This window comes from Oceanihabitans sediminis (genome assembly GCF_003337215.1).
In the GTDB taxonomy this organism is placed as follows: Bacteria; Bacteroidota; Bacteroidia; order Flavobacteriales; family Flavobacteriaceae; genus Oceanihabitans; species Oceanihabitans sediminis.
Genome location: NZ_QPIG01000001.1, coordinates 1,060,445 through 1,084,889, shown reverse-complemented (window position 1 = coordinate 1,084,889; position 24,445 = coordinate 1,060,445). Strand labels below are relative to the sequence as shown.

At 32.8% G+C, this 24,445-nt stretch carries 20 protein-coding genes; 9 read left to right on the top strand and 11 right to left on the bottom strand.

Features of this window, described 5'->3' with window-relative positions; translation table 11 throughout:
- The first annotated feature begins 296 nt into the window (after nucleotides 1-296).
- Together DU428_RS04870 and yihA are read left to right on the top strand one after the other, a co-directional pair.
- Nucleotides 297-1,061, top strand: coding sequence for an alpha/beta fold hydrolase (locus DU428_RS04870; protein ID WP_072349934.1), 765 nt, complete (start codon nucleotides 297-299; stop codon nucleotides 1,059-1,061).
- A gap of 59 nt (nucleotides 1,062-1,120) precedes the next feature.
- Entirely contained in the window at nucleotides 1,121-1,726 is a 606-nt protein-coding gene (gene yihA, locus DU428_RS04865; RefSeq protein WP_072349935.1) for a ribosome biogenesis GTP-binding protein YihA/YsxC, read from the top strand.
- 3 nt (nucleotides 1,727-1,729) lie between these two features.
- On the opposite strand, the gene DU428_RS04860 is transcribed toward yihA, so the two are convergent.
- Both DU428_RS04860 and DU428_RS04855 read right to left on the bottom strand, forming a co-directional pair.
- Nucleotides 1,730-2,824 (bottom strand): ABC transporter permease, encoded by a 1,095-nt coding sequence (locus tag DU428_RS04860; protein WP_072349936.1) that lies wholly within the window; start codon nucleotides 2,822-2,824, stop codon nucleotides 1,730-1,732.
- Nucleotides 2,825-2,864: 40 nt separating this feature from the next.
- Entirely contained in the window at nucleotides 2,865-4,997 is a 2,133-nt protein-coding gene (locus tag DU428_RS04855) for a carboxy terminal-processing peptidase (RefSeq protein ID WP_072349937.1), read from the bottom strand.
- 183 nt (nucleotides 4,998-5,180) lie between these two features.
- On the opposite strand from DU428_RS04855, the gene surE reads away from it, so the two are divergent.
- Genes surE through DU428_RS04830 form a run of 5 tightly spaced genes read left to right on the top strand, consistent with a single transcriptional unit; the run spans nucleotide 5,181 to nucleotide 10,002 of the window.
- On the top strand, nucleotides 5,181-5,957 hold the full coding sequence (surE, locus tag DU428_RS04850; protein ID WP_072349938.1) for a 5'/3'-nucleotidase SurE: 777 nt from the start codon (nucleotides 5,181-5,183) through the stop codon (nucleotides 5,955-5,957).
- Complete coding sequence (locus DU428_RS04845; protein ID WP_072349939.1) at nucleotides 5,950-6,234, top strand: hypothetical protein; 285 nt, start codon at nucleotides 5,950-5,952, stop codon at nucleotides 6,232-6,234. Before surE ends, DU428_RS04845 begins: the two co-directional genes overlap by 8 nt.
- Nucleotides 6,235-7,347 (top strand): lipid-A-disaccharide synthase, encoded by a 1,113-nt coding sequence (gene lpxB, locus DU428_RS04840; protein ID WP_072349940.1) that lies wholly within the window; start codon nucleotides 6,235-6,237, stop codon nucleotides 7,345-7,347. It abuts the gene before it with no gap.
- Between the two features lie 8 nt (nucleotides 7,348-7,355).
- Nucleotides 7,356-7,925 carry a C40 family peptidase gene (locus DU428_RS04835; RefSeq protein WP_072349941.1) on the top strand — a complete coding sequence of 190 codons (570 nt, stop codon included), beginning with the start codon at nucleotides 7,356-7,358 and terminating at the stop codon, nucleotides 7,923-7,925.
- Nucleotides 7,926-7,968: 43 nt separating this feature from the next.
- Nucleotides 7,969-10,002 carry a ComEC/Rec2 family competence protein gene (locus tag DU428_RS04830; protein ID WP_113966223.1) on the top strand — a complete coding sequence of 678 codons (2,034 nt, stop codon included), beginning with the start codon at nucleotides 7,969-7,971 and terminating at the stop codon, nucleotides 10,000-10,002.
- A 5-nt stretch (nucleotides 10,003-10,007) separates the two neighbouring features.
- On the opposite strand, the gene DU428_RS04825 is transcribed toward DU428_RS04830, so the two are convergent.
- The 4 genes from DU428_RS04825 to DU428_RS04810 all read right to left on the bottom strand — a co-directional run bounded on the left by DU428_RS04825 (nucleotide 10,008) and on the right by DU428_RS04810 (nucleotide 16,241).
- A complete protein-coding gene (locus DU428_RS04825) occupies nucleotides 10,008-10,556 on the bottom strand; it encodes a thioredoxin family protein (RefSeq protein ID WP_113966222.1) in 549 nt (182 codons plus the stop codon).
- Nucleotides 10,557-10,625: 69 nt separating this feature from the next.
- On the bottom strand, nucleotides 10,626-12,413 hold the full coding sequence (locus tag DU428_RS04820) for a peptide MFS transporter (protein WP_072349944.1): 1,788 nt from the start codon (nucleotides 12,411-12,413) through the stop codon (nucleotides 10,626-10,628).
- Nucleotides 12,414-12,456: 43 nt separating this feature from the next.
- Nucleotides 12,457-14,043, bottom strand: coding sequence for a peptide MFS transporter (locus DU428_RS04815; RefSeq protein ID WP_072349945.1), 1,587 nt, complete (start codon nucleotides 14,041-14,043; stop codon nucleotides 12,457-12,459).
- Nucleotides 14,044-14,054: 11 nt separating this feature from the next.
- Entirely contained in the window at nucleotides 14,055-16,241 is a 2,187-nt protein-coding gene (locus DU428_RS04810) for a S9 family peptidase (protein WP_113966221.1), read from the bottom strand.
- A 188-nt stretch (nucleotides 16,242-16,429) separates the two neighbouring features.
- On the opposite strand from DU428_RS04810, the gene DU428_RS04805 reads away from it, so the two are divergent.
- Both DU428_RS04805 and DU428_RS04800 read left to right on the top strand, forming a co-directional pair.
- Entirely contained in the window at nucleotides 16,430-17,722 is a 1,293-nt protein-coding gene (locus tag DU428_RS04805; protein ID WP_113966220.1) for a hydroxymethylglutaryl-CoA reductase, degradative, read from the top strand.
- Nucleotide 17,723: 1 nt separating this feature from the next.
- The gene (locus tag DU428_RS04800; RefSeq protein ID WP_072349948.1) at nucleotides 17,724-18,641 is read left to right on the top strand and encodes a GYDIA family GHMP kinase; all 918 of its coding nucleotides are present in this window, start codon (nucleotides 17,724-17,726) and stop codon (nucleotides 18,639-18,641) included.
- A gap of 78 nt (nucleotides 18,642-18,719) precedes the next feature.
- Here DU428_RS04800 and DU428_RS04795 read toward each other — a convergent pair whose 3' ends face one another.
- From DU428_RS04795 to DU428_RS04775, 5 genes are all read right to left on the bottom strand, one after another.
- Nucleotides 18,720-20,843 (bottom strand): peptidylprolyl isomerase, encoded by a 2,124-nt coding sequence (locus DU428_RS04795; protein WP_072349949.1) that lies wholly within the window; start codon nucleotides 20,841-20,843, stop codon nucleotides 18,720-18,722.
- A gap of 197 nt (nucleotides 20,844-21,040) precedes the next feature.
- Nucleotides 21,041-22,327 carry a hemolysin family protein gene (locus DU428_RS04790; RefSeq protein ID WP_113966219.1) on the bottom strand — a complete coding sequence of 429 codons (1,287 nt, stop codon included), beginning with the start codon at nucleotides 22,325-22,327 and terminating at the stop codon, nucleotides 21,041-21,043.
- A complete protein-coding gene (locus DU428_RS04785) occupies nucleotides 22,327-22,521 on the bottom strand; it encodes a hypothetical protein (RefSeq protein ID WP_072349951.1) in 195 nt (64 codons plus the stop codon). The genes DU428_RS04790 and DU428_RS04785 overlap by 1 nt, the downstream gene beginning before the upstream one ends.
- A gap of 44 nt (nucleotides 22,522-22,565) precedes the next feature.
- Nucleotides 22,566-23,117: an LPS export ABC transporter periplasmic protein LptC gene (gene lptC, locus DU428_RS04780; protein ID WP_072349952.1), complete on the bottom strand. Its 552-nt coding sequence runs from the start codon at nucleotides 23,115-23,117 to the stop codon at nucleotides 22,566-22,568.
- Nucleotides 23,117-24,445, bottom strand: a complete 1,329-nt coding sequence (locus DU428_RS04775; protein WP_072349953.1) for a hypothetical protein — start codon at nucleotides 24,443-24,445, stop codon at nucleotides 23,117-23,119. The genes lptC and DU428_RS04775 overlap by 1 nt, the downstream gene beginning before the upstream one ends.

The window sequence follows — 24,445 nt, the reverse complement described above, 5'->3', positions numbered from 1 at the left end:
AACTTTAAGGTGTTTAAACAATTAAGATTCAAATATATTGAAAATTCTACCACTTTTTACCACATTTTACCACATTGTTAATAAATTTTCGTTCAAATGGAAAATTCTTCCGACAAGAAAACCCTTGAAACAGCATTTAAACCTATATATCAAGAACTTAAAACCATATTTTCTTCACCCCTTTAAAACTTGTTGATATCTAGTTCAAAAAACTCTTAGGAGTGTTTTTAATTAAATAGTTATATTTTAAAGGATTTAACTATATTTGTTTTTAACTAGAAATGACTAACTAATACATGGCGCATCGCTTAAAAAAAGAAAAAGACTATAGCTATATTGAAGTTGGAGAAGGAACTCCTATCATTGTTCTACACGGACTAATGGGTGGGTTAAGTAACTTTGACGCTGTAACTGACCACTTTAGCCAAAGAGGATATAAAGTTATTATCCCGCAATTACCAGTATACAGCATGTCTTTACTAAAAACAAACGTAAAGAGCTTCGCTAAATACTTGCATGAATTTATCGAGTTTAAAGGCCTTACGGAAGTAATCTTACTAGGAAACTCTTTAGGAGGACATATTGGCCTATACCACACAAAAATTTATCCTGAAAAAGTAAAAGCTTTAATTATAACAGGAAGTTCAGGTTTGTACGAAAGTGCAATGGGAGGCGGATACACAAAGCGTAGTGACTATGAGGTGATTAGGAAAAAAGCACAAGATGTTTTTTATGATCCTGAAGTTGCTACTAAAGAAATTGTAGATGAAGTTTATGAAACGGTAAACGACAGAAACAAGCTTATAAAAACACTAGCTATTGCTAAAAGTGCAATAAGACATAATATGGCAAAAGACTTGCCTAATATGAAAACCCCTGTTTGCATTATTTGGGGAAAAAATGACACCGTAACTCCGCCAGAAGTTGCAGATGAATTCAATGCTTTATTACCAGATTCTGAACTATTTTGGATAGACAAATGTGGTCATGCTGCAATGATGGAACACCCTGAAAAATTTAATGAAATCCTTGATGCTTGGTTAACCAAAAGAGGCTTTTAAACAGTTTCATTAAAACCAAAAATCACACCCATAGTTATTGGGATTAACGAAAATTAGACATGAAAATAAAATCGGCAGAATTTGTAATGAGTAATTCGGATGTTGCAAAATGTCCTAAAAACAACATTCCAGAATATGCTTTTATTGGTAGAAGTAATGTTGGAAAATCTTCGTTAATAAACATGCTTACCAGCAGAAAAAGCTTAGCAAAAACATCAGGAAGACCAGGAAAGACACAACTAATCAATCATTTTTTAATAAATGAAGAATGGTACTTGGTAGATTTACCAGGCTACGGATATGCTAAAGTTTCAAAATCTGCAAAAAAGACATTTCAGAAATTTATTACCCAATATTTTGCCTTACGCGAACAATTAGTTACAGGTTTTGTATTGGTAGATATTAGACATAAACCACAACCAGTTGATTTAGAATTCATGCAATGGTTAGGAGAAAATGGTATTCCGTTTTCAATCATATTTACAAAAGCAGATAAGTTGAAACCTAAAGCCATTGAAAACCATGTGGAGGATTATAAAAATATTCTTTTAGAAACCTGGGAAGAAATGCCAAACTACTTTATTACTTCCTCTTCAAAAGACATAGGAAAAGAAGAGGTGTTAGAATATATAGATTCCTTAAACGCTAATATGGTGTTAGATTAACTGCTAATTCTTTACATCTAGCGCATCTCTTAGCGCATTACCTATCAACATAAAAGCCATAACCAAACTCATTATACATAAGCCAGGAATTATTGCCAAGTAAGGTTTTCCTAGTATAATATAACTATAATGATCTTTTATCATTGCACCCCAACTTGCCATTGGTGGTTGCGCCCCAATACCAAGAAAACTCAATCCGCTTTCTACTAAGATTGCTGCTGCAAAATTGGCTGCAGATATTACAATTACCGGAGCCATTATATTAGGAAGAATATGCTTGGTGATAATTCTAAAATCATTAAAACCCAAAGCCTTTGCTGCAGTAACATACTGCATTTCTTTTGCACTAATTATTTGCCCGCGAACCACTCTTGCTACTTCTACCCACATGGTTAAGCCTACCGCTATAAAGACTTGCCAGAATCCTTTTCCTAATGCTAATGTGATAGCAATAACTAATAATAAGGTTGGTATAGACCAAGTTACATTAATGATCCACATGATGACAGCATCCACTTTTCCGCCGTAATACCCTGCTATACTTCCCATAAAAACCCCAATAACCAAAGAAATAAACACCGCTACAAAACCAATAAAAAAGGATATTCTAGCACCTACAAGTATCCTACTTAAAAGATCTCTTCCGTATTTATCTGTTCCGAAAAGAAAGGTTTTCTGAGTAATTAATTGCTGTATTTCTTCTGCTGATAAATCCGAAAAATCGATGGTTTTAGTAATTCCTTCTAAGCCATCGGAAGCATATTCCGTATAAGTTACATGATGGTTTTCAATACTATAATTAGAGATAGGAATTTCGGTTGCTACATTTTTTCTTCCGAAGAACATCTTATCCAAAAAGCCTTGATATTCATTCATTTTTGAAGGAATACTTAGCATTTGCACCTTAAATCCAGGTTTTTTAGAATGTATGGATAAATGCATTTGATTAGCATGCTGCGAATTATCTGGAGCTATTACATAAGCAAACACAGAAATAAAGCCAATCAAGACGATAAACCAAAAACTAAAAACGCCCCAAAAATTCTTTTTAAATTTTTGGAGCGCTAAAGCTCTTAATGAGTTTGACTTATTACTCATAAGTTTTATTAATATCTTCTTTATTATTCTTTCTTAATGCTTAATTATTCTCTTCGCGAGTAGCAGCAATTTTCTTAGTATTATGCGTTGCTCCTAAATCTTCTAAAACATGTAAAGCCTCTTCTATATATATATCCTTACTTAGGCTTTCATGCCATCTTACACGTTTTTCTTTTAAGATAGTATCTTGTGCAAATAACTTCGATTCGTAAGGTAAAGATTCAAAAGTCAAATTCGTTTGGTATTCTGAAATCTTGTCAAAATGCTTTGCCTGCTCTTCTGTTAACTGCATCTTATTCTTATATTCTTCGTAATTTAAAGAATAGGTGTTTTCATCCATTCTAGTTTTTACCCATTTTGCATTTTCTTCAATAAGCTTTAATTGCTCATTGTTCAACATACGCGCTTGGCTTTGTGAAATGGTAGTATCAAAATCATAATTATTATCCCAATACTCATAATCTACTGCTTCAATTTTATCCCAAGGCAACGGATTTTCTTGATCTTTTTCACCTATATCAATAAAGCTATATCTGTCAGGAACTACAACATCACTCTTTACTCCTTCTAACTGCGTAGAACCACCATTTATTCTGTAGAATTTTTGTGTAGTAAGCTTTAAAGCACCAAGATCTCCTTGTGAGTTATTACGAACCATTCTGTTTAAATCTAAAACATTTTGAACGGTTCCCTTTCCGTAAGTTTGCTTACTCCCTAAAACAATGGCTCTTTTATAATCTTGCATAGCAGCAGCTAATATTTCTGATGCAGAAGCCGAAAGCTCATTCACTAAAATCACTAATGGTCCATCCCAATCGATAGATTTATCTTTGTCTTTTAAAACCTCCTTAGGCTCACCAGTAGAACGTACTTGCACGATTGGTCCTTCCTTAATAAAAAGTCCAGCTATATCTACAACCGTTTGTAAAGAACCTCCTCCATTATTTCGAAGATCTAAAACTAAACCTTTCATACCTGCATCTTTTAATCTTTCAATTTCCTTTTTAACATCGGATGCAGCATTTCTATTTCTGTAATCTTGAAAATCTATATAGAATTTAGGAAGATTAATCACCCCAAAAACTTGATCGTTTTTCTTGACTAGTGAAGATTTTGCATAGGTTTCTTCTAACTCTACAATATCTCTAGTGATACTGATGTTTTTAATTAATCCGTCTACCTTTTTTACCGTAAGGTGTACCGTTGTTCCTTTAGGGCCTTTAATAAGTTTGATAGCATCATCTAAACGCATACCAACAATATTTATAGCTTCCTCTTCATCGTCTTGACGTACTTTCTGAATAATATCTCCTACCTCAAGCTCCTTTCCTCTCCATGCTGGACCACCAGAAATAACTTCTACAATCTTCGTGTTATCCATTCTTTTTGTAAGTCTAGCACCAATTCCTTCTAACTTTCCAGACATTTGCTGATCAAATCGATCTTTATCTTCTGGAGCAAAATAAAAGGTATGCGGATCATACTCAACAACAATGGCATTTATATAAATAGAAAACCAATCTTTACGCTCTTGATCGTCTATATAATCATTATAATATGCATCAATAGATTTTAGAGTTTCTCCTCTAGCTTCCTCTTCGATTTCTTTTATCGTTTTCTTTTCTTCTCCATCTTCTTTTTCATCATTCTCTTTTATCAAAGCATCATAATTAGAAATAGTAGAAAACTTAAGTTGTTGTCTCCAACGTTCTTTCATTTTCCTTTTATTTTTGGCATACTCGACATTATCAAAGTCTACATTATAATACTCATCTATTGTATAATCAAATGGTTTATTAAGTATGTCTTTATAAATGCTCTTAGACTCTTCAATTCTTTTTAATAAGCGCTCATGCGTAATATTAAAAAACGTAATATCGTAGGCTTTTAACTGGTCGTCAATCTCTGTTTTATATTTTTCGAATTCTTCAATATCTGATTTGTAGAAGTAACGCTTAAGAGGATCTAATTGCTTTAAATAGTCTTCGTAAACTCCTTCAGAAAAAGAATCATCAATATTTTTCGGGTCAAAATGACCTCGCTCCAAAACATAAGTAATTACTTGAATTAGCAATTTATCCTTGTCTGGGTTATCAAAAGTTTTATTAGTAAAACTACAGGATGCAAATGCCAATAAAAGCAATAAAATTAGTGCGTTATATTTATTTTTCATTTTATATTCTAAGTATTAGTTCAAAACCTAGATTTGTATGCATCAAGGTTTAGGGAATGTACTAAATTAAAGAAAAAACCATGCCAACAAAAGCTTAATGCTACTAATTTTTTGTTAAACCGAATAAATTAAGTGATTCCTATAGAAAATACGTATTTTAGCGGGGCTAAAAACAAGTAAAACATGGCAAAAAAACCACTAATCTTAGTTACTAACGACGACGGAATAACAGCTCCAGGTATAAGAGCGCTTATTGAGGTAATGAACACTATTGGAGAGGTAGTTGTAATAGCTCCCGATAGTCCGCAAAGCGGTATGGGGCACGCAATAACCCTAGATTCTACCCTTCATATTGAAAATGTAAAAATTGACAATGGTAAGCAAATAGAATATAGCTGTTCTGGAACTCCTGCCGATTGTGTAAAAATTGGAATTAGTGAAATTTTAGACCGAAGACCAGACCTTTGTGTTTCTGGTATAAACCACGGCTCTAATTCTTCTGTGAATGTAATTTACTCAGGAACCATGAGTGCCGCAATTGAAGCTGGAATTGAAGGGATACCATCCATTGGTTTTTCCCTTTTAGATTTTAATTGGAATGCCGATTTTGAAGCCACCAAGCGCCATGTAAAAAAAATCACTGAAAATGTCTTAAAAAACGGACTTGAAAAAGGGGTGGTTTTAAATGTTAATTTCCCTAAACTTCCTGAAGAGGAAATTAAAGGAGTGAAAGTTTGCAGACAAGCGAAAGCAAATTGGAATGAAAAATTTGATAAAAGAATTAGTCCGCAAGGCAAAGAATATTATTGGCTTACCGGTAAATTTGTTAATTTAGATGAAGGTGAAGACACAGACGAATGGGCTCTTGAAAACGGCTATGTATCTGTAGTACCTGTACAATTTGACTTAACAGCTTACAATAGCATAAAACAATTAAACAATTGGAATTTTAATGACTAAAAAAGATATTATTATTGGCTTTATCGTTGGTGTCATCACAAACATTATCGGTTTATTTATAGCAACTAAAGTACTAGGAAAAGGAGGAAGTTTTATAGCTGCTTTAGAAACAGCAAAACTAGAGGGCTTTCTTAATCAATTAATCAGTTTAGGAGCAATATTAAACCTAATTGCTTTCTTTTACTTTTTAAAGAAAAGACAAGACAACAGAGCCAAAGGTGTTCTAATTGCTACCATTATTGTAGCTTTACTTACTTTTGCTTTTAAATTTTTATAGATGAAGTACTACATTATTGCAGGAGAAGCCTCGGGCGATTTACATGGCTCTAATTTAATGAAAGCATTACAAAAAGAAGATGTACATGCCGAATTTAGATTTTGGGGTGGAGATCTTATGCAAAATACTGGTGGCACCTTAGTAAAGCACTATAAAGAAAGAGCATTCATGGGTTTTGCAGAAGTGCTTCTAAACCTAAATGCTATTTTTAAAGCTATTTCTTTCTGCAAAAAAGATATCGCATCCTATCAACCAGACGTAGTAATCTTTATAGACAATTCGGGTTTCAACTTACGAATTGCAAAATGGGCAAAGCAAAAAGGTTTTAGAACACATTATTATATTTCTCCACAGGTTTGGGCTTCAAGAGCAAAGCGTGTGCATGATATTAAACGAGATGTAGATGCCATGTATGTGATTCTACCTTTTGTGGAAGATTTCTATAAAAAATACGACTACCAAGTACATTTTGTTGGTCACCCTTTAATTGATGCGATTGCTGACAGAAAGCAAGTAGACGAATACACTTTTAGAGCAGAGCACGAATTAGATGAAAAGCCAATCATCGCCTTATTACCAGGAAGTAGAAAGCAAGAAATCAAAAAAATGCTGTCTGTTATGCTTAGCGTAGTAAAAGATTATCCTACTTACCAATTTGTAATTGCAGGAGCACCTAGTCAGGATTATAGTTTCTATTCTCAATTTATATCTACAGAAAACGTAAAATTCATTTCAAACAGAACCTACGATTTACTTAGTGTTTCAACAGCAGCGCTAGTAACTTCTGGAACAGCCACATTAGAAACAGCACTGTTTAAAGTACCACAAGTAGTATGCTATAAAGGAAGTTGGCTTTCCTATCAAATAGGGAAGCGCATTATAACCTTAAAATTTATTTCATTAGTAAATTTAATAATGGATAGAGAGGTTGTTACCGAGTTGATTCAAAACGATTTCAATCGCAAAAGACTTAAAAAGGAATTAGACAAAATTCTTGATAAAAAAGAAAGAGAAAATTATTTCTTAAATTACTACGAACTAGAAAAAAAGCTTGGCGGAATAGGCGCTAGTGAGAAAACAGCAAAGCTTATTTTCAAAGCCCTAAATGCATAATTATATTCATGAGAAAAATCACCCTTATTTTTATACTTTTAATTTCGTTTGCAGCTTGTAAGTCTAGTAAAAATAAAAGAATTGTTACTACAAAACAGCAAACGAATAAAACTGTTTTAAATACAAACACTCCAAATCCTAAAGTTAGTACTCCAGAAATAGGCACCAACAAACCTATAAGTTCTACCACCAAAACTACTATTTCTAATATTATAGACAATGCGAAAAGTTTTGAAGGGACTCGATATAAATATGGTGGCACAACCAAAAAAGGAATGGATTGCTCTGGTTTAATTTATACTTCTTTTAAAAAGGAAGACATAAACATGCCCAGAACAACAACCGACCTTTCTACTACAGGCGATTGGATAGATATTAAAAACATACAAGTTGGCGATTTAGTGTTTTTTGCAACGAGTAAAGGAAGCAGAAAAATAAATCATGTGGGCATTGTTACTACTTCTAGAACAGGATATGTAGAGTTTATTCATGCTTCAACAAGCAGAGGCGTGATGATATCTAATCTTGCGGAACGATATTGGTATTTAGCTTACGTACAAGCAAGACGCGTACTATAAAATTACACTTTTAAATATACAAACAATTGACTATCTTCAACTTATGAAGACGGTTGATTTTAATATTATTAAACTTTCTTTTTTCTTAGTATTAGGAATACTACTTGCTTTCTATTTCCCCATTTCCTTAAAATCAAGCTTATACAGCATCTTCGGATTACTCATACTTCTATTTACTAGTAATATTTATAGCAGAAATAGATTAAAAAAGAACATATGGTTTGGTATTTTAGCATATATGACAACCATTTTAATGGGAGTTGTAATAACGAATTTCTACAACCATAAGAATCATACATACCATTACACCAAATACTTTAAAACGGAAGAAAATTCGGCGAGCCTCATAAAGTTTAGAGTAAATGAGATTCTTAAACCTAGCAAATACTATGATAAGTATGTAGTTGAAATACTTAAAATCGAAGGTCATTCAGTCACCGGGAAGTCTTTGCTCAATATTCAAAAAGACAGTATACAAAAGAAACTTGAAGTAGATGAAATTTTATTTACTACCGAAGCATTTCAGCATATTTCAACTCCCAAAAACCCAAACCAGTTTGATTATAAAAAGTATTTAGAAAAGCAATATATCTACCATCAAATATTTACAAAAAAAGAAAAGTTATTCGGCGTAAGCAACACAAAACATACCCTTTTAGGATATGCTAGTTCCTTACGGAACACCATTAATGCTAAGCTTAAAAAATATAATTTTGAAACAAACGAGTTAGCGATTATTAACGCTTTAATTTTAGGCCAAAGACAAGATATTAGTGAAGAAGTATATGCAAACTATGTAAATGCTGGAGCTGTACATATATTAGCTGTTTCCGGTTTACATATTGGTATTTTACTCTTGATTTTCAATAAGCTTTTAGAACCTATAGCTTGGTTACCTCACGGAAAAACCTTCAAGACTATTGTCATTTTAATCTTATTATGGTCTTATGCTGTTTTAGCAGGTGCTTCTGCTTCCATTATTAGATCTGCCACAATGTTCAGTGCCGTAGCTATTGGAATGCATTTAAATCGTCCTAGCAATGTTTATAATACTTTAGCTGCTTCTATATTTGTTATTCTACTATTTAAGCCTTTATTTATTTTTGATGTCGGATTTCAATTAAGCTATCTAGCCGTACTTTCAATAGTTTCAATACAACCTTTAATTTATGGTCTTTGGACAAGCAAACTATTTGTAGTAAATAAACTTTGGGAAATATTTTCTGTAACCCTTGCAGCACAATTTGGCATAGTACCTATTAGTTTATTTTATTTCCATCAATTCCCTGGTTTATTTTGGCTATCAAATATTGCAATCATACCATTTATAGGCGGAGTACTTCTTAGTGGGATTATTATAATCTTACTAGCTTTATTAGACATGTTACCAACATTCTTAGCAGATTCCTTTGGCGCTTGTATTAGCCTAATGAATACGCTTTTAGAATGGATTGCTAGTAAAGAACAATTCCTATTTCAAAATATCTCCTTTAACCTATTATATGTATTTGCTTCTTACTTAATAATAGTAACATTAGTACAACTATACCTAAAAAAGAACTTTAAAACTATGGTGTTATTATGTGTCTCTATAATAACCTTTCAACTAACAACTATTTACAACAAGTACAAAAACAACAATGCATCCTTTATTCTTTTTCATACTAGTAGAAATACGGTTTTAGGGGAGAAAAACTACAACCAATTAAAGTTGTACCACAGTCAAGATTCTATAAAGAAAAACAAATTTATTAGCACTTTTGCTACTGCTAATTTTATTAGAACTATTCGAGAAGACAGTTTAAAAGAACTCTATTTTTTTAAAAACAAAAGTATTTTAGTTGTAGATAGTTTAGGCATATACCCTATTAAAAGCATAAAACCAGATTATATTATTCTAAGAAACTCTCCTAAAGTAAACCTAGATAGAATGATAGATTCTCTAAAACCTCAAAAGATTATGGCTGACGGAAGTAATTACAAGTCTTATATAAAACGTTGGGAGCAAACCTGTATAAAAAGAAAACTCCCTTTTCACCATACAAGCGAAAAAGGAGCTTTTATATTAGAAAATTAGTATATCTACCCTTTAAAAGAAGATTTAAATGCTAAATAATATTCATTAAATGCCTCTTGAGTAGTTAACTTCTTATAATCATCGGAAGCAAACATTTTCAGGTACAATTCTATTTGTCCTGGACTTTGATAACCTTTAATTGGGGCTATCAACTCTCCTTTTTCATCAAGATATACAATCGTTGGATAAGCATTTATTTGAAACAGTCTAGCTAACTGGTGTGAGCTATTACGTCTCTTTGCTTTTGCAGGATCGTATCCTGGATTCGTATACTTTTGCCCTTTGAAAGTAACCTCTTCGTTTCCTTCTGCATTAAACTTTACAGCATAGTAATTTTTATTTACATACTCTGCTACATCCTTATTTTGAAAGGTATTTCTATCTAACATTTTACATGGTCCACACCATACAGTGTACATATCTACCATGATTTTCTTTGGGGTTTTCTTTTGAAGCTCTAAGGCTTGCTCTAAAGTTACCCAGTTAATTTCTTGAGCTGCAACAGAGCCTATGGTAAATGTAGCAAGCAAAAAAATAAGTATTATATTTTTCATTATTAATTAATGTTTTTTTTATTCAATTATTTAAAACTACTGTCTCAAATACTATTCCAAAACACAGAATTACCTAACTCCGTGCATAAGTTTCTTTAACAACGGATTTAGCACCATTGAAATGAAACCTACAATAATAGGGATAATTGCAAATATTAAGAAGAAAGTTCCCATTGAATACTTCTCGGAAATATGATCAATCATACCTCCCATAGTATTTGCTCCTTTCTGTCCAACTGCAATAGCTAAGTACCAAACACCAAACATAAACCCAATCATTCTTGCAGGTACTAACTTACTTAAATAAGACAATCCTAAAGGAGATAAACAAAGTTCACCCATAGTATGGAACAAGTATGCTAGTATCAAGAATATCATGCTTACAGAAGCAGTTTTAGCTCCTGAAGGAATATCTGAAGCACCATAAGCTAAAACACCAAATCCTATACCTAATAATATAAGACCAATGGCATATTTCATAGCTGCACTAGGATTGTATTTACTTTCCCACCATTTTGAAAATATTGGCGCAAGTGTAATAATAAAGAAAGAGTTTAAAATACCAAACCATGTAGCATCAACTTTTAATACTTCATCTGTCGACTTATCGTAAATACGATAAATTACTAAAGCCCAAACCCCAATAAATGCGATTGCTAACATAATATTAGATGCCCCAATTTTAGTAAAAGTCTTTTTAAAGATTAAGAAAATCACATAAGTAATGATAATTAAAGGAATCGTAGTTAACAAGGCATCAATAACAGTAAAAACAGTTGCTGCAGTTCCTACTAAATCTCTATTTGTATAGTCACTAGCAAATAATGTCATAGATCCTAAAGATTGCTCAAAAAACGCAAAGAAGAATACGGTAAATAAAGCAAAAACCGACACAGCAACCAAACGATCTCTAACAATTGGAATATACCTTGAAATACGTGTAATCAACAATATTAAGAATAGTATTAATGCTACTAGCACAACAATATTAGAACCCGACATTCCCATAAACTCAAATGGCAACATAGAAGTTCCTCCAATTTTCTCTAATGGATCATTAAACAAGTACAATAACCCTCCTACCGATGACAAGACAATAAGTATTTTATCAAAAGTTGTAAATGGGTTTAATTTTGAAGCAGCCTCTGCTTCTTCTTTTGCAAGCTCTATATCTGTTTTTTCTTCTTGGTTCGCTAAAACATCTTCAGCTTTCTTTGAAGGTGAAGCCCCTACTTTACCAAATATTTTATGAGCTAATAAGAACTGAAGCATTCCTAACAACATGAAAATACCTGCTAATCCAAATCCGTAAGTCCACCCATAATTTTCCGCTAGGTAACCACAAAGCATCATTCCGAAGAAAGCTCCTGCGTTTACCCCCATGTAGAAAATAGTATAAGCTCCATCTTTTTTAGACTCTCTAGACTTATACATTTCAGATATAATAGAAGTAATATTTGGTTTAAAAAACCCTGTTCCAATTACTAATAAAGCTAAACCTATATAAAATGAGGCAGTTGTTTCAAAAGCCATAGCTGCGTGACCAAGTGTCATAATAATACACCCTATAACCACTGCAATTCGATAACCTGTCCATTTATCAGCAATCCATCCACCAATAATTGGTGTTAAATATAAAAGAGATGCATAAGTACCAATTAAAGATAAGGCATGCTCACGTGGCCAATCCCAACCAGGGTTATCGCTCATCATTGGAGCTGTTAAAAACAGAATAAGAAGGATACGCATTCCATAGAATGAGAAACGCTCCCACATTTCTGTAAAAAACAAGATAAATAGTCCTACAGGATGTCCAAGGACAGTGTCTTTAAAAAGATTTTCAATATCAGTATTCATTTCAATAAGTTATTTTAGTTAGTTGCACTAAAGAATTAATTAATTAGTTAATACCGTGCATCATTTTCTTTAATTTAGGATTCAATAGCAATAAAATAACTGCTGCTCCCATAGGAATTGCTGCAATAATTAAGAAGAAAGTAGACATAGAATATGTTTCAGATATTTTATCAATATAAGATCCTGTCATACCTGCTATAAAGTTTGCTATTGCAGAAGCTGTAAACCATAATCCGAATAATAATCCTGCTAAACGCTTTGGAGATAATTTAGAAACATAAGATAGTCCTACTGGCGATAAACAAAGTTCTCCTGTTGTATGGAAGAAATATGCTAATATCAACCAAATCATACTTACAGATGCCGATGTTGCTCCTTGTGGAATACTGTTAGCTCCTAATGATAACACTACGAAACCTACCCCTACTAAAGCTAATCCCATAGCAAATTTTACTGGTCCAGATGGATTCCATACTTTCTCCCATAACTTACTAAAAGACGAAGCCAAAGTAATAATGAAGAACGAGTTTAAAATCTGAAACCAAGAAACAGTTACTTCTGTTTGCTCAAGGCTAAATTCTCTGTATACTTTCCAAACACCTAATATCCAAATAAGGACAAAAGATATTGCTGTAAAGATGATAGTTAAAGGATATGCTTTATAAATTTTCTTTCCTAAACCATAAAGCACCCAAGTAACAATTATGATTGGGAAAATGGTTAAAATAGCATCTACCCATTTAAAGATGGTTCCCGTGCTACCTTCTAAAATTCTTTGTGTATAGTCTTTAGCAAAAACAGTCATAGATCCTCCTGCTTGCTCAAAAGCAAAAAAGAAAAAGATACTCGCAACCATTAACACTCCAACTACAACTAATCTATCTCTTACAACATTAGGAGCTAATACTTCTTCATCAGACTCTTCTGCTATTTTTTCTAATTCTTCTTTTGTATGTTTTTCTGGCTTCGCACCAATATCTCCAAATATTTTTGTTCCAAAGTAAAATTGTAACATTCCGAAAAGCATGAATACTCCTGCTAATCCGAATCCATAATGCCATCCTACTTTTTCACCAATATATCCACAAAGTAACATTCCTAAGAATGCTCCTGCGTTAATACCCATATAGAAAATAGTATAACCTGCATCTTTTTTAGAACTTGAATCTGGATATAAATTCCCTACCATAGAAGATATATTCGGTTTAAATAAACCATTTCCTAAAATCATAAGTACTAAACCTGCATAGAAGAAATAAGGGTTAATTCCTTCAAAAGCCATAGATAAATGCCCTAATGTCATTACCAAAGCACCTAATAAAATTGCTTTTCTAAATCCTGTGAATTTATCTGCAATAATACCTCCTAATAGCGGAGTTAAATAAACTAAACCTGTATACCAAGCATATAACTGCATAGCATCGGCATTGTCCCATTCCCAACCTCCTGCAGCTATTTCTGTAATTAAGAATACCGTTAATAACGCACGCATTCCATAATAACTAAAACGTTCCCACATTTCTGTAAAGAATAATATGAACAGCCCTGCTGGGTGCCCCATTACCATTTTATCATCAATACCTTTTTTCGCGAGATGCGCAATTAACGCTGGATCTTGTTCCTGACTCATAAGTTCTGTTTTTATAGGTTTTCTTTAATATAATTAGTCATTTTGGTGTATAAGTGCAATCTGGTATTTCCACCATAAATACCGTGATTTTTATCTGGATAAATCATCCATTCAAACTGCTTATTAGCTTGTACTAAAGCTTCAACCATAAGCATTGTATTTTGAACATGTACATTATCATCTGATGAACCATGAATCAATAAATAGTTTCCTTTCAATTTATCTACATGATTTATAGGTGAGTTTTCATCATAACCACTTGGATTCTCTTGCGGAGTAGTCATATAACGCTCTGTATAAATAGTGTCATAAAATCTCCAGCTTGTTACTGGTGCAACTGCAATAGCCATTTTAAACACGTCATCTCCTTTTAGTAAAGCATTACTACTCATAAAACCTCCGTAGCTCCATCCCCAAATCCCGATTCTAGAAGCATCAATATAAGGTCTTTCGCCTAAAAGCTTCGCTGCATCTATTTGGTCTTCTACTTCGTACTTTCCTAATTCTTTCTGAGTTACTTTTTTAAATGCTGCTCCTTTAAAACCTGTTCCTCTTCCATCTACACAAACAACAATATAACCTTGTTGTGCTAAGTGTTGGTGCCAATAATCGTTTGCACTGTTCCATGAATTGGAAACCTGTTGAGAACCTGGACCTGAATACTGGTACATAAATAATGGATATTGCTTATTATAATCGAAATCTGCTGGTTTTATCATCCACATATTTAAGTCGTTTCCATTTACTTGAATCGTAGAAAATTCTTTTTCAGAAAGCTTATAAGCTTCTAAAGATTTAGCAAGGGATTGATTATCCTTTATGCGCTTCACTATTTTTCCAGAAACTGCTTCATTTAAAGTATACTCTGGTGGCGTACTTGCGTTTGAAAAAGTATTAATAAAATAGGTGAAATCTGCACTAAAAGAAGCATTGTTTGTCCCCGTGCTCGAAGTCAGACGCGTCTTTTTAACTCCTTTTACATCAATTGCATAAACATCCCTATTGATAGAACCGTTTTCTACAGATTGGTAATAAATTCTGTTTGTTTTCTCATCAAAACCATAGTAATTGGTAACATCCCAATTTCCTTTGGTAATTTGATTTATCAGTTTCCCTTTCTTATCGTAGTGATAAATGTGGTTAAAGCCATCTTTTTCGCTTGTCCAAATAAAACTATTATCCTTTAAAAAAGTTAAGTTATCGGTAATATCTACATAGGCAGCATCTTTTTCGGCAAGGACTATTTCTGCTTTTCCTTTTCTAGCATTAATCATCCAAAGGTCTAATTCGTTTTGATGTCTGTTAGTGTACTGAGCACTTAAAACGTCTGCATCGTTAGTCCATTTAATTCTAGGGATATAAAAATCGCTGTAAGCCTTGTCTAAAACAACTTCTGAAGCTTCTTCCTTTTCTAAGTCATATAAATGTAAAGACACTACCGCGTTCTTTTCTCCAGCTTTTGGATATTTAAAAACTTGTTGTGTTTGGTATAAATCTTTTCCGTATTGACCATAAACATCCATTGAAAATTCAGGAACCTCTGTTTCGTCAAATCGTATATATGCAATTCTATCGCTATCTGCATTCCATTCAAAAGCACGAACAAATCCAAATTCTTCTTCATAAACCCAGTCGGTAATACCGTTTATGATTTTATTTTTTTCTCCATCAAAGGTGATTTGCTTTGTTTCACCTGAAACTAAATCTTTTACATACAAATTATTGTTTAATCCGAAAGCTACTTTAGTAGCATCTGGTGAAAAAGTAGGCTCTTGAATTCTATCTTCAGCAATTAAAGTAACCGAAGCATCTTCTGTATCATACACAAAGAAATGCCCTAAAGTAGATCTTCTAAATATAGACTCTACGTTGGTTGCTAATATGATTTTACTTTCGTCGGAACTAAAAGTATAGTCTGTAAAGTATGGTATAGCATCAATATCTAGTGAACTTACTAGAGTTTTTACTTTACTTAAGGTTTTGTAATCGTAAACATCAATAGATGTAGATTTCGACACTCTATCAAAGTTCAAAACAGAATATTCTTGTCCGTTTTTCATAGAATGTAAAACGTCTAATCTCTCTGTTCTAAAGGCCCCATTCCATATTTCTTCTAATGAAATTTCTTTAGTCTGCGCAGTACTTGAAAGAGCTATTACTAAAAAGATACTTAGTAGGAAGTATTTAAATTCTCGCATTAAAAATAGGTTAAATTAAAATGATGTCAAGTTTACTAAAAAATATGCAAAAAATCGTAAACATTAACAGTAAATTCAACAAAACAGGTAAACCGAAGCGGTTTTGCACAACCACAAATATACAATCTAATAGAAAACCAAAAATTAAATTTGAGTATACTATCTTTGCCCTTTAAAATTCAAAGTACATGTGCGCATCAATATCAGGCTTTTCAAAATTATCGAAATCAAAAAAAATTGATTGGATTGTTAAAACCTATTTTTCAGAACAAGAGGAAGCTAAAAAAGTAATCAAGCAATATTGGAACAACAATATCGCCTTGCAAAACCTTCATGATGAGTTTATTGAAAACACCATAACCAATTATTATTTACCTTTTGGTGTTGCGCCAAACTTCTTAATAAATGGCAAAATGCACACCATACCAATGGCTATTGAAGAAAGTTCGGTAGTTGCAGCGGCGAGTAAAGCTGCTAAATTTTGGTTGGAACGTGGCGGATTTAAAACGAAAGTTATCTCAACTACCAAAATAGGGCAAGTGCATTTTATGTACCACGGAGATTTTAAAACATTAGAAAATTTCTTTAACACAGTTAAACCAAATCTAATTGCAGACGCAAAACCTATCACCAAAAACATGGAAAAACGCGGTGGAGGTATTTTGGATATTGTGTTAAAAGATAAAACCGAAGATATTTCAGGCTACTACCAATTGCACGCTACTTTTGAAACCCTAGATGCAATGGGAGCTAATTTCATTAATTCTTGCTTAGAACAGTTTGCAAAAACTTTTAAAACAGAGGCAGAAAAACAATTAGCTAAGGAAATTGAAATAGTAATGAGTATTCTTTCTAATTATGTACCTGATTGCTTAGTAAGAGCAGAAGTTAGCTGTAAACTAGAAGACTTACCTCAAGACGATTTTAATGCTGAAAAATTTGTACAAGCTGTAAATATTGCAAAAGTAGAGCCTTACCGTGCAGTAACACACAACAAAGGAATCATGAACGGTATTGATGCTGTTGTTCTAGCTACTGGAAACGATTTTAGAGCCATTGAAGCCGGAGTGCATGCATATGCTTCAAGAAACGGGAAATACAGCAGTTTAACAGACGCAAAAATTGAAGATGGCGTATTTACCTTTTGGATGGAAATTCCACTAGCATTAGGTACTGTTGGCGGATTAACAAACTTACATCCATTAGTAAAGTTAGCACTAGAGTTATTACACAAACCAAGTGCAAGAGAGTTAATGCAAATTATTGCAGTTGCAGGATTGGCACAGAATTTTGCAGCATTACGTTCTCTAACAACCACAGGAATTCAGGAAGGACATATGAAAATGCACTTGATGAATATCTTAAATCAACTACAAGCAACCGATTCTGAAAAAAAAATCATAGTGGAGCACTTTAAAAAGAACACCGTTACCCATAGTGCCGTTGTGGAAGCTTATAATAATTTAAAAGAGAAAAACTAAAGTGGAAAAGTTCTACAGCCACGGAAAACTATTACTCACCGGAGAATACCTTGCTCTAGATGGAGCAATAGCCCTTGCTGTACCAACTAAGTTCGGACAAAGTTTAGATATTGAAGGAATAGAAGCTACAAAATTACAGTGGCAGAGTTTAGATGAAAAAGGAAACATTTGGTTTGAAGATACTATTTCATTTAAAGATATTTCTGAAGGTTTCGCTACTCCAAAAAATGAAATTTCTGAACGATTATTACAGATATTGCGAGCAGCAAAAAAACTAAATCCTACATTTTTGGAGGACCAAACCGGCTATAAAATTAAAACCTTATTAGAATTCCCTAAAGATTGGGGTCTTGGCACATCCTCTACCCTTATAAACAATATAGCTACTTGGGCCAATGTTGATGCTTATAAGCTACTAGAAAGCACTTTTGGTGGCTCTGGTTACGATATTGCCTGCGCACAACACGCAACCCCAATAAGCTACCAACTTAAGAACGACAAGCAACTGGTTAAACCGATTTCATTTAACCCTGTTTTTAAAGAACATCTTTATTTTGTATACCTTAACAAGAAACAAAATAGTAGAGATGGTATTGCAGTTTACAAAGAAAACAAAGGCAATTTATCCGAAGCCATACAAGCTATAAACAGTATTACTCAAAACATGATTTCATGTACTTCTTTGGAAGCATTTAATGTTTTACTTGAACAACATGAACAGCTTATTTCTAAAATCATAAAACAAGAACCTATAAAACAAAGGTTATTTAGCGACTTTAAAGGCTGCATTAAAAGTCTTGGTGCTTGGGGTGGTGATTTTGTTTTAGTTACAAGCATAAACGATCCTAGAGAGTATTTTAATAGAAAGGGTTACACTACCATTTTAACCTATGAAGAAATGGTTTTGAATCCTAAATAATCTAACAGAAATTATAACAAACAAAAAATCCCTTTTTGAAATTCAAAAAGGGATTTTTTTATGAGATAAAGTTCTTAATTACTGAACTGTGTTTGCTCTATTATCTTCGATTTCTGCAGCTTCTTTTAAAGCTTCAAATAATCTTGTATCTACAGCAGATTGCTTATCTAAAGAAACTTGGTTAGCAAATGCTTGATAGTTTCCTAATTCAACAGCTGGAGTTACTTTAGTTACTTGAACCATATAAACACCGTTTTCACCTGCAATAAGTTTAGAAGTTTCACCTTCGTTTAATCCAAAAGCGGCACCTACAACTTTAGGCTCTCTACCTACACCTGTAACTGTTGGTGTTTTCATGTTTAAAGCTAAAGCTGTTCTAACAGATTGTCCTTCTGCTGAAGCTACATCTTCTACAGTAGTTGCAGAAATTCTATTTTTAATCATTTCAGCTTTTTTAGCTTTACGAATTGCTGGTAACGCAGTAACAGAAGCATCTTGTACATTCATCATTCCTGCTTTATTCTTTTCGGTTAATTGCACTACAGCAAAACCATTAGAGATAGGGAATTTCTTAGTATCACCTACTTTAGTTCCTTCTTCAAAAGCCCAACGAACAATTGCTCTTTGGCTATTTAATCCTGGGATATTTTCATCTAAAACTTTGATTCCGTCTACTGGACGAACAGTATAGTTATTTTCTTTTGCAATATCTTGGAAGTTTCCATCTGCAACTGCTCCTTCAAAAGTAGCAGCATCTCTAAACACTTTAGAAACGGTAGCTTCACTAGGCTCAATTGCTCTAGCAATAGTACCAACTTTAATGGCACGTTTTCTATTCTTTTGACCTAAGATTTCAATTACGTGGTAACCAAACATAGATTCTACTACTCCTACATCACCTTCATTATTTTCAAAAGTGAAATCTCTAAATTCAGGAACCATAGCGTTGTATGTAAACCAATCTAAAACTCCTTCTTTTTCATTACTCACAGTATCTGCAGAGAAATCTAATAAGCTAACAAATTTAGAAGGTGTAGCTTTTACAATATTCATTAAGCTATCTGCTGTAGTTTTTGCTTGTTCTTTTGTTTGAACAGTTTCAGCAGTAGCTGAACGTGAACCAATAAAAGGAATTAATATATGTCTTGCTTTTACTGAATCTGGTAATTGTGTAACTGCAACTACTTTAGAAATTTTAAAGTGGTTAGCATCTTTATAAGGCCCGAATACTTCTCCTACTCCTAAGTTGAAGATACTATCTGCTACAGATGATGGTAAACCAGATCTTTGAATAAAACGATCATCATATTTAATATCTGAATTTGCATTGATATAAGATTCGTTATCTTTAGCTTTTAAGAAGCTTACGATGGTATCGTTTCTTTTTGTAACCTCGTTATAAACTACTTGATCTTTTAATAAATCTGTTAAGCTTTCTTTAATTACGTTTTCATCCTCTAAAGAAGCAACTTCTTTAAATTCTACATAGTTAATGTTTCTTGAAGCTTCAACAGTATATTGTTTTTTGTTTTTGTTCATGTAGTTAGTAATCTCACTATCTGAAACAGTAACTTGATCATCTGCTATTGTTGCATATGGTACTTGAACAAATTTAATATCTACTGTATTGTTAGCTAACTTGTGTTCTAACTCACCTTCAGCAAGCGTTCCAATCATACCAGCTTTAACCATGTTTGTATAGTTTTGGTTAAGAGCGTTTGCAGCAATACTTTCTTCATAATCTACCCATTGTTGGTATGCAATAGAAGAAGTTTCTTTTAAGTTGGCAATATATTCGTTCAGTTTGTTTTCATCAAAAACACCTGCTTCATTTTGAAAATCTGTATTGTTAGCAAAACTTGTTTTTAATAAGTCACGCATTTGGTCTTTTTCAACAGTAAAACCTAAAGCGTCAAATTGCGTTTGCATAACAGCTTGACGTAATTCTTGATTCCAAACAGTATTCATCGCTTGTGTGCTGGTTCCTCTTCCACCCATTTGACGTTGTACTGCTTCCACTTTTTGCATGAAGTCTTCACGAGTAATGTCTTTGCCATTAATTGTAGCTACTACGTTTTGAGATTTAGCACTTAAAGCATCACTGTTCCTAAACAAATCTGCTAATACAAATGAGAATAAGGCTAAAGCAATAACTGCTATTAGCACTAATGATTGTTTTCTAATGTTATTTAAAATTGCCATTCTTTGGTATAGATTTTATTCAATATAGTGCGCGAAAATACCATTTTCTATTTAATAATAAAAGGGTTATGTAAGAAATTGGCAATGTATTTGAAATTGAAGACAGAAATACTTAAGAATACATCTGTAAAAAGCGTCTAAAAGCTACAGTTTGTTCATAAAAAAAACCCTAATTAAAACGTAAATAAAAGGGAAAATTAATCTTCTTCTAAAACTCTTAGCTCTACTAAATCAATTTTTGTATTAGATACTTCTAATATGGTAAACTGGAAGTTTCCAATAGTTACAACCTCATCTTTTTGCGGAATTTCTTCGGTATGAGCTACAATTAACCCTCCTAAAGTTTCGTAGTTTTCTTCGTCTGGAAGATTAATCTTAAAAGCTTCATTGATATAATCTACTTCTAATCTTGCAGATAATTTGTAGTGATCATCTCCTAGCTTTTCTTCAATTAGAAGCATGGTATCGTGCTCGTCTTCAATTTCTCCAAAAAGCTCTTCAACAATATCTTCTACGGTGATAATTCCTGAAGTTCCGCCGTATTCATCTAAAACAACGGCTATACTTTTTCGCTTTTTTATTAAAACGTTTAGAACATCATTAATCAGCATAGTTTCAGGAACAAACTCTACTGGAAGTATGATAGACTTAAGGTTTTTGGGTTTTTTAAATAACTCAAAAGAATGTATATAACCTAAAATATCATCGATATTTTCGTTGTAAACTATAAGTTTAGAAAATCCTGTTTCCGTAAAAATAGTGTTTAGTTTTTTTACCGATTCACGTAATTCTACCGCAACAATTTCTGTTCTAGGAATCATTACTTCTCTTGACTTTACTTCGGAAAACTCTAAAGCATTTTGAAAAATTTGAATTTCTGAATCCACATCATCATCTTCTTCAACAGATTCCATTTGCTCACTAATATAATTACCAAGCTCGACTTTTGTAAAGGCTAATTGCACTTGATCCCCTTCGGTTTTAAAGAATTTTTTAAGAACGAAATCGGAAATCCATAGAACAAAATCAGAAATATATGTAAACAGTACATAAAAGATATATGCCGGTACTGCTAATATTTTTAAAAGAGAATTCGCGTAAATTTGAAAAAAAACTTTTGGCAAAAACTCTGCAGTTATTAAAATAACAATTGTTGAAATGACAGTTTGTGTTAACAGACTTAAATCCACCAACAAGTACTTCACAAAACTAGAATCGGTTTTAATAGACTGAAACATATCTACCAACAAATCCCCCATAAAAAAACCGTAAATAACCAAAGCAATATTATTACCAATAAGCATGGTTGCAATAAACTTGGATGGCTTTACTGTAAGTTTTCTAAGTATTCTAGCTAGGTAACCTTCTTGTTTTTTTTCAATTTCGATATGAATCTTGTTAGAAGACACATAGGCGATTTCCATACCAGAAAAGAAGGCTGAAAGTAATAAAGAAACAATTATGATAATAACATAAGTCGTCATTACTTGGAGTTGTTTTTGTTTCCTAAGTTTTTATTAAACCTTTTCTTAAAGAGGAACATAAAAACGGCTAAAGCAGCAAAAAACAAAGACATATATGCTCTGTTTCTGTCTTCTGCCCAACTATTTACAGCATCATATAAAAACAATACTACAAAAACTAGGTATATATATTGAAAGAACTTAACAATCTTCATTTAAAATATTTTGATTAATGGTTACTGGGTATCAAAGATACGTATTATTCATTTAGAGTAATAATACCATCTATCTCTAAAACTTGTGCTTGTTTGAATTTGGAATCGGAATCGAAACCATTACCATTTATCAAGTCTCTACCTTGTCTAAATGTTACCGGTTTATTGGTAAATAACCATTCCTTTTTTTGATCATAATATAATTGCTCTGCAAACAATGTGTCTTTTTTATGGGAAGTCACCACTACGTTACCTTGCAAATCTATTAAGGACGTTTCGGAATAAGAAATTGCATAGTCTGCAATTACTGTATTTTTCTGGTTTTGCTCGTCATACATATATAAAGTTATACCATCAGGAAACTCATTATAACCAAAAGGTCTGTTAGTAAAATCTAACATTTTCGGACTAATCAAGTTTGCCGTTACTCTACCAGAATCTGTATATTTTAAGTTTATATTTTCTGCAACTCCTATAGGCTGGTCTTCTGAAACGCCCATTTTCTGCACCTCATCAAAGTTACTTTTACAAGAAAAAAACAAAGTCACAGTGAATACTGTGACTAAGCTTTTTATATATAAACTTTTGTTTATCATTATAGAGATGGAACTTTTACAGTTCTGTTAATCCAACATCCAATACTGATAGACTGACCTGCATTTCCTTGAGAGAAAATCTCAGAGTTGCTAGGTGCTTTTGCTTTATAGTTTGCAGCTAAACTAGAGTTTCCTCCTTTTGCAGCTTCATCAGCAGCTAACCAGAACACAGCTCTTTTGTTGAAGTTTGTATCTCCACAGCTGTTTGCACTTGCAGCATACATATATGCTATTTGTACATGAGGTTTTCTATCTGCTGGGTTAGCAGCTAAAGCTTTCATGAAGTACTCTCTTGCTTTACCATAGCTTCCTTTTTGTTTAAAGTCTCTAGCTATCGTATTGAACAACTTCGCCTTCTTAATAGGATCTGTTTCTAACTGTAAAGTTTGATCGAAATACTTTTGCTCACCTGTAATTAAATATAGGTAGTAAGAAGTATTTGCATTAGGCTCGATGCTATTTTTCTGTTTTACAACCTTAACGAACATTGGATCTTCTTTACATCCTTTTTCATACAACTTGTTCATTGCTCTTTGTAACCAAACACTGTTGTTTTTGTTTTGCTCGTATATTCTTTCGTATAAAGGAATTAAGTTTTCACAGTTTGCTCTCTCTCCTAATTTAGCATCAACACTACCAGAAATTTGATCGAATGCTCTTAAAGAACTTTCGTAATATCTTTTGTATTGACCTTCTCTCTTAGTTAACTCCGCCCCAGTTTCTTCTTTAGCAAGTAACTTGTTTAATCCTGTTGAGTTTTTAGCTACCTCTCTTTCAATCTTTTCAACTACATCATCATACTTGTTGAATAATTCTTCAGCTGTTTTTTGACCATCATCATATAAATCAACCATTAAAGAAAAGTAGATATATAAAGACTTTGCATTTTTAAAAGTTTCTAAATCTGTAGTATATGCTTCATCAAAAGCTTCATATATTTCTAAAGTACTTAAACCTAACTCTTTTCTGTAGTCATACATTAACTGACCTTTGTCTGATAATAAGCTACCTACTTTTGTCTTACTTGGGAAGTTTACTCTTTTCTCATCCCAAAGTTTTAATAAGTCTTTTATGAAGGCTACTTTTTCTGCTCCTTCAGAATTTTCGATTTTATGCTCTAATATTTTTTGACCATCTACAGCAATTGCATTGTTGAATTTTGGACATTTAGTACGAACTTCCATCCATGGTTCATAAGCTGCATCAAAGTTTTTAGCTTTCACATATTCATGAAAAATAGAAAGCTTCGCCATACATTCTTCATTTTGCGCAGAAGCAAAACCAAGACCTAGGAATAACATTGCTAATATTGTAATTTTCGTTTTCAT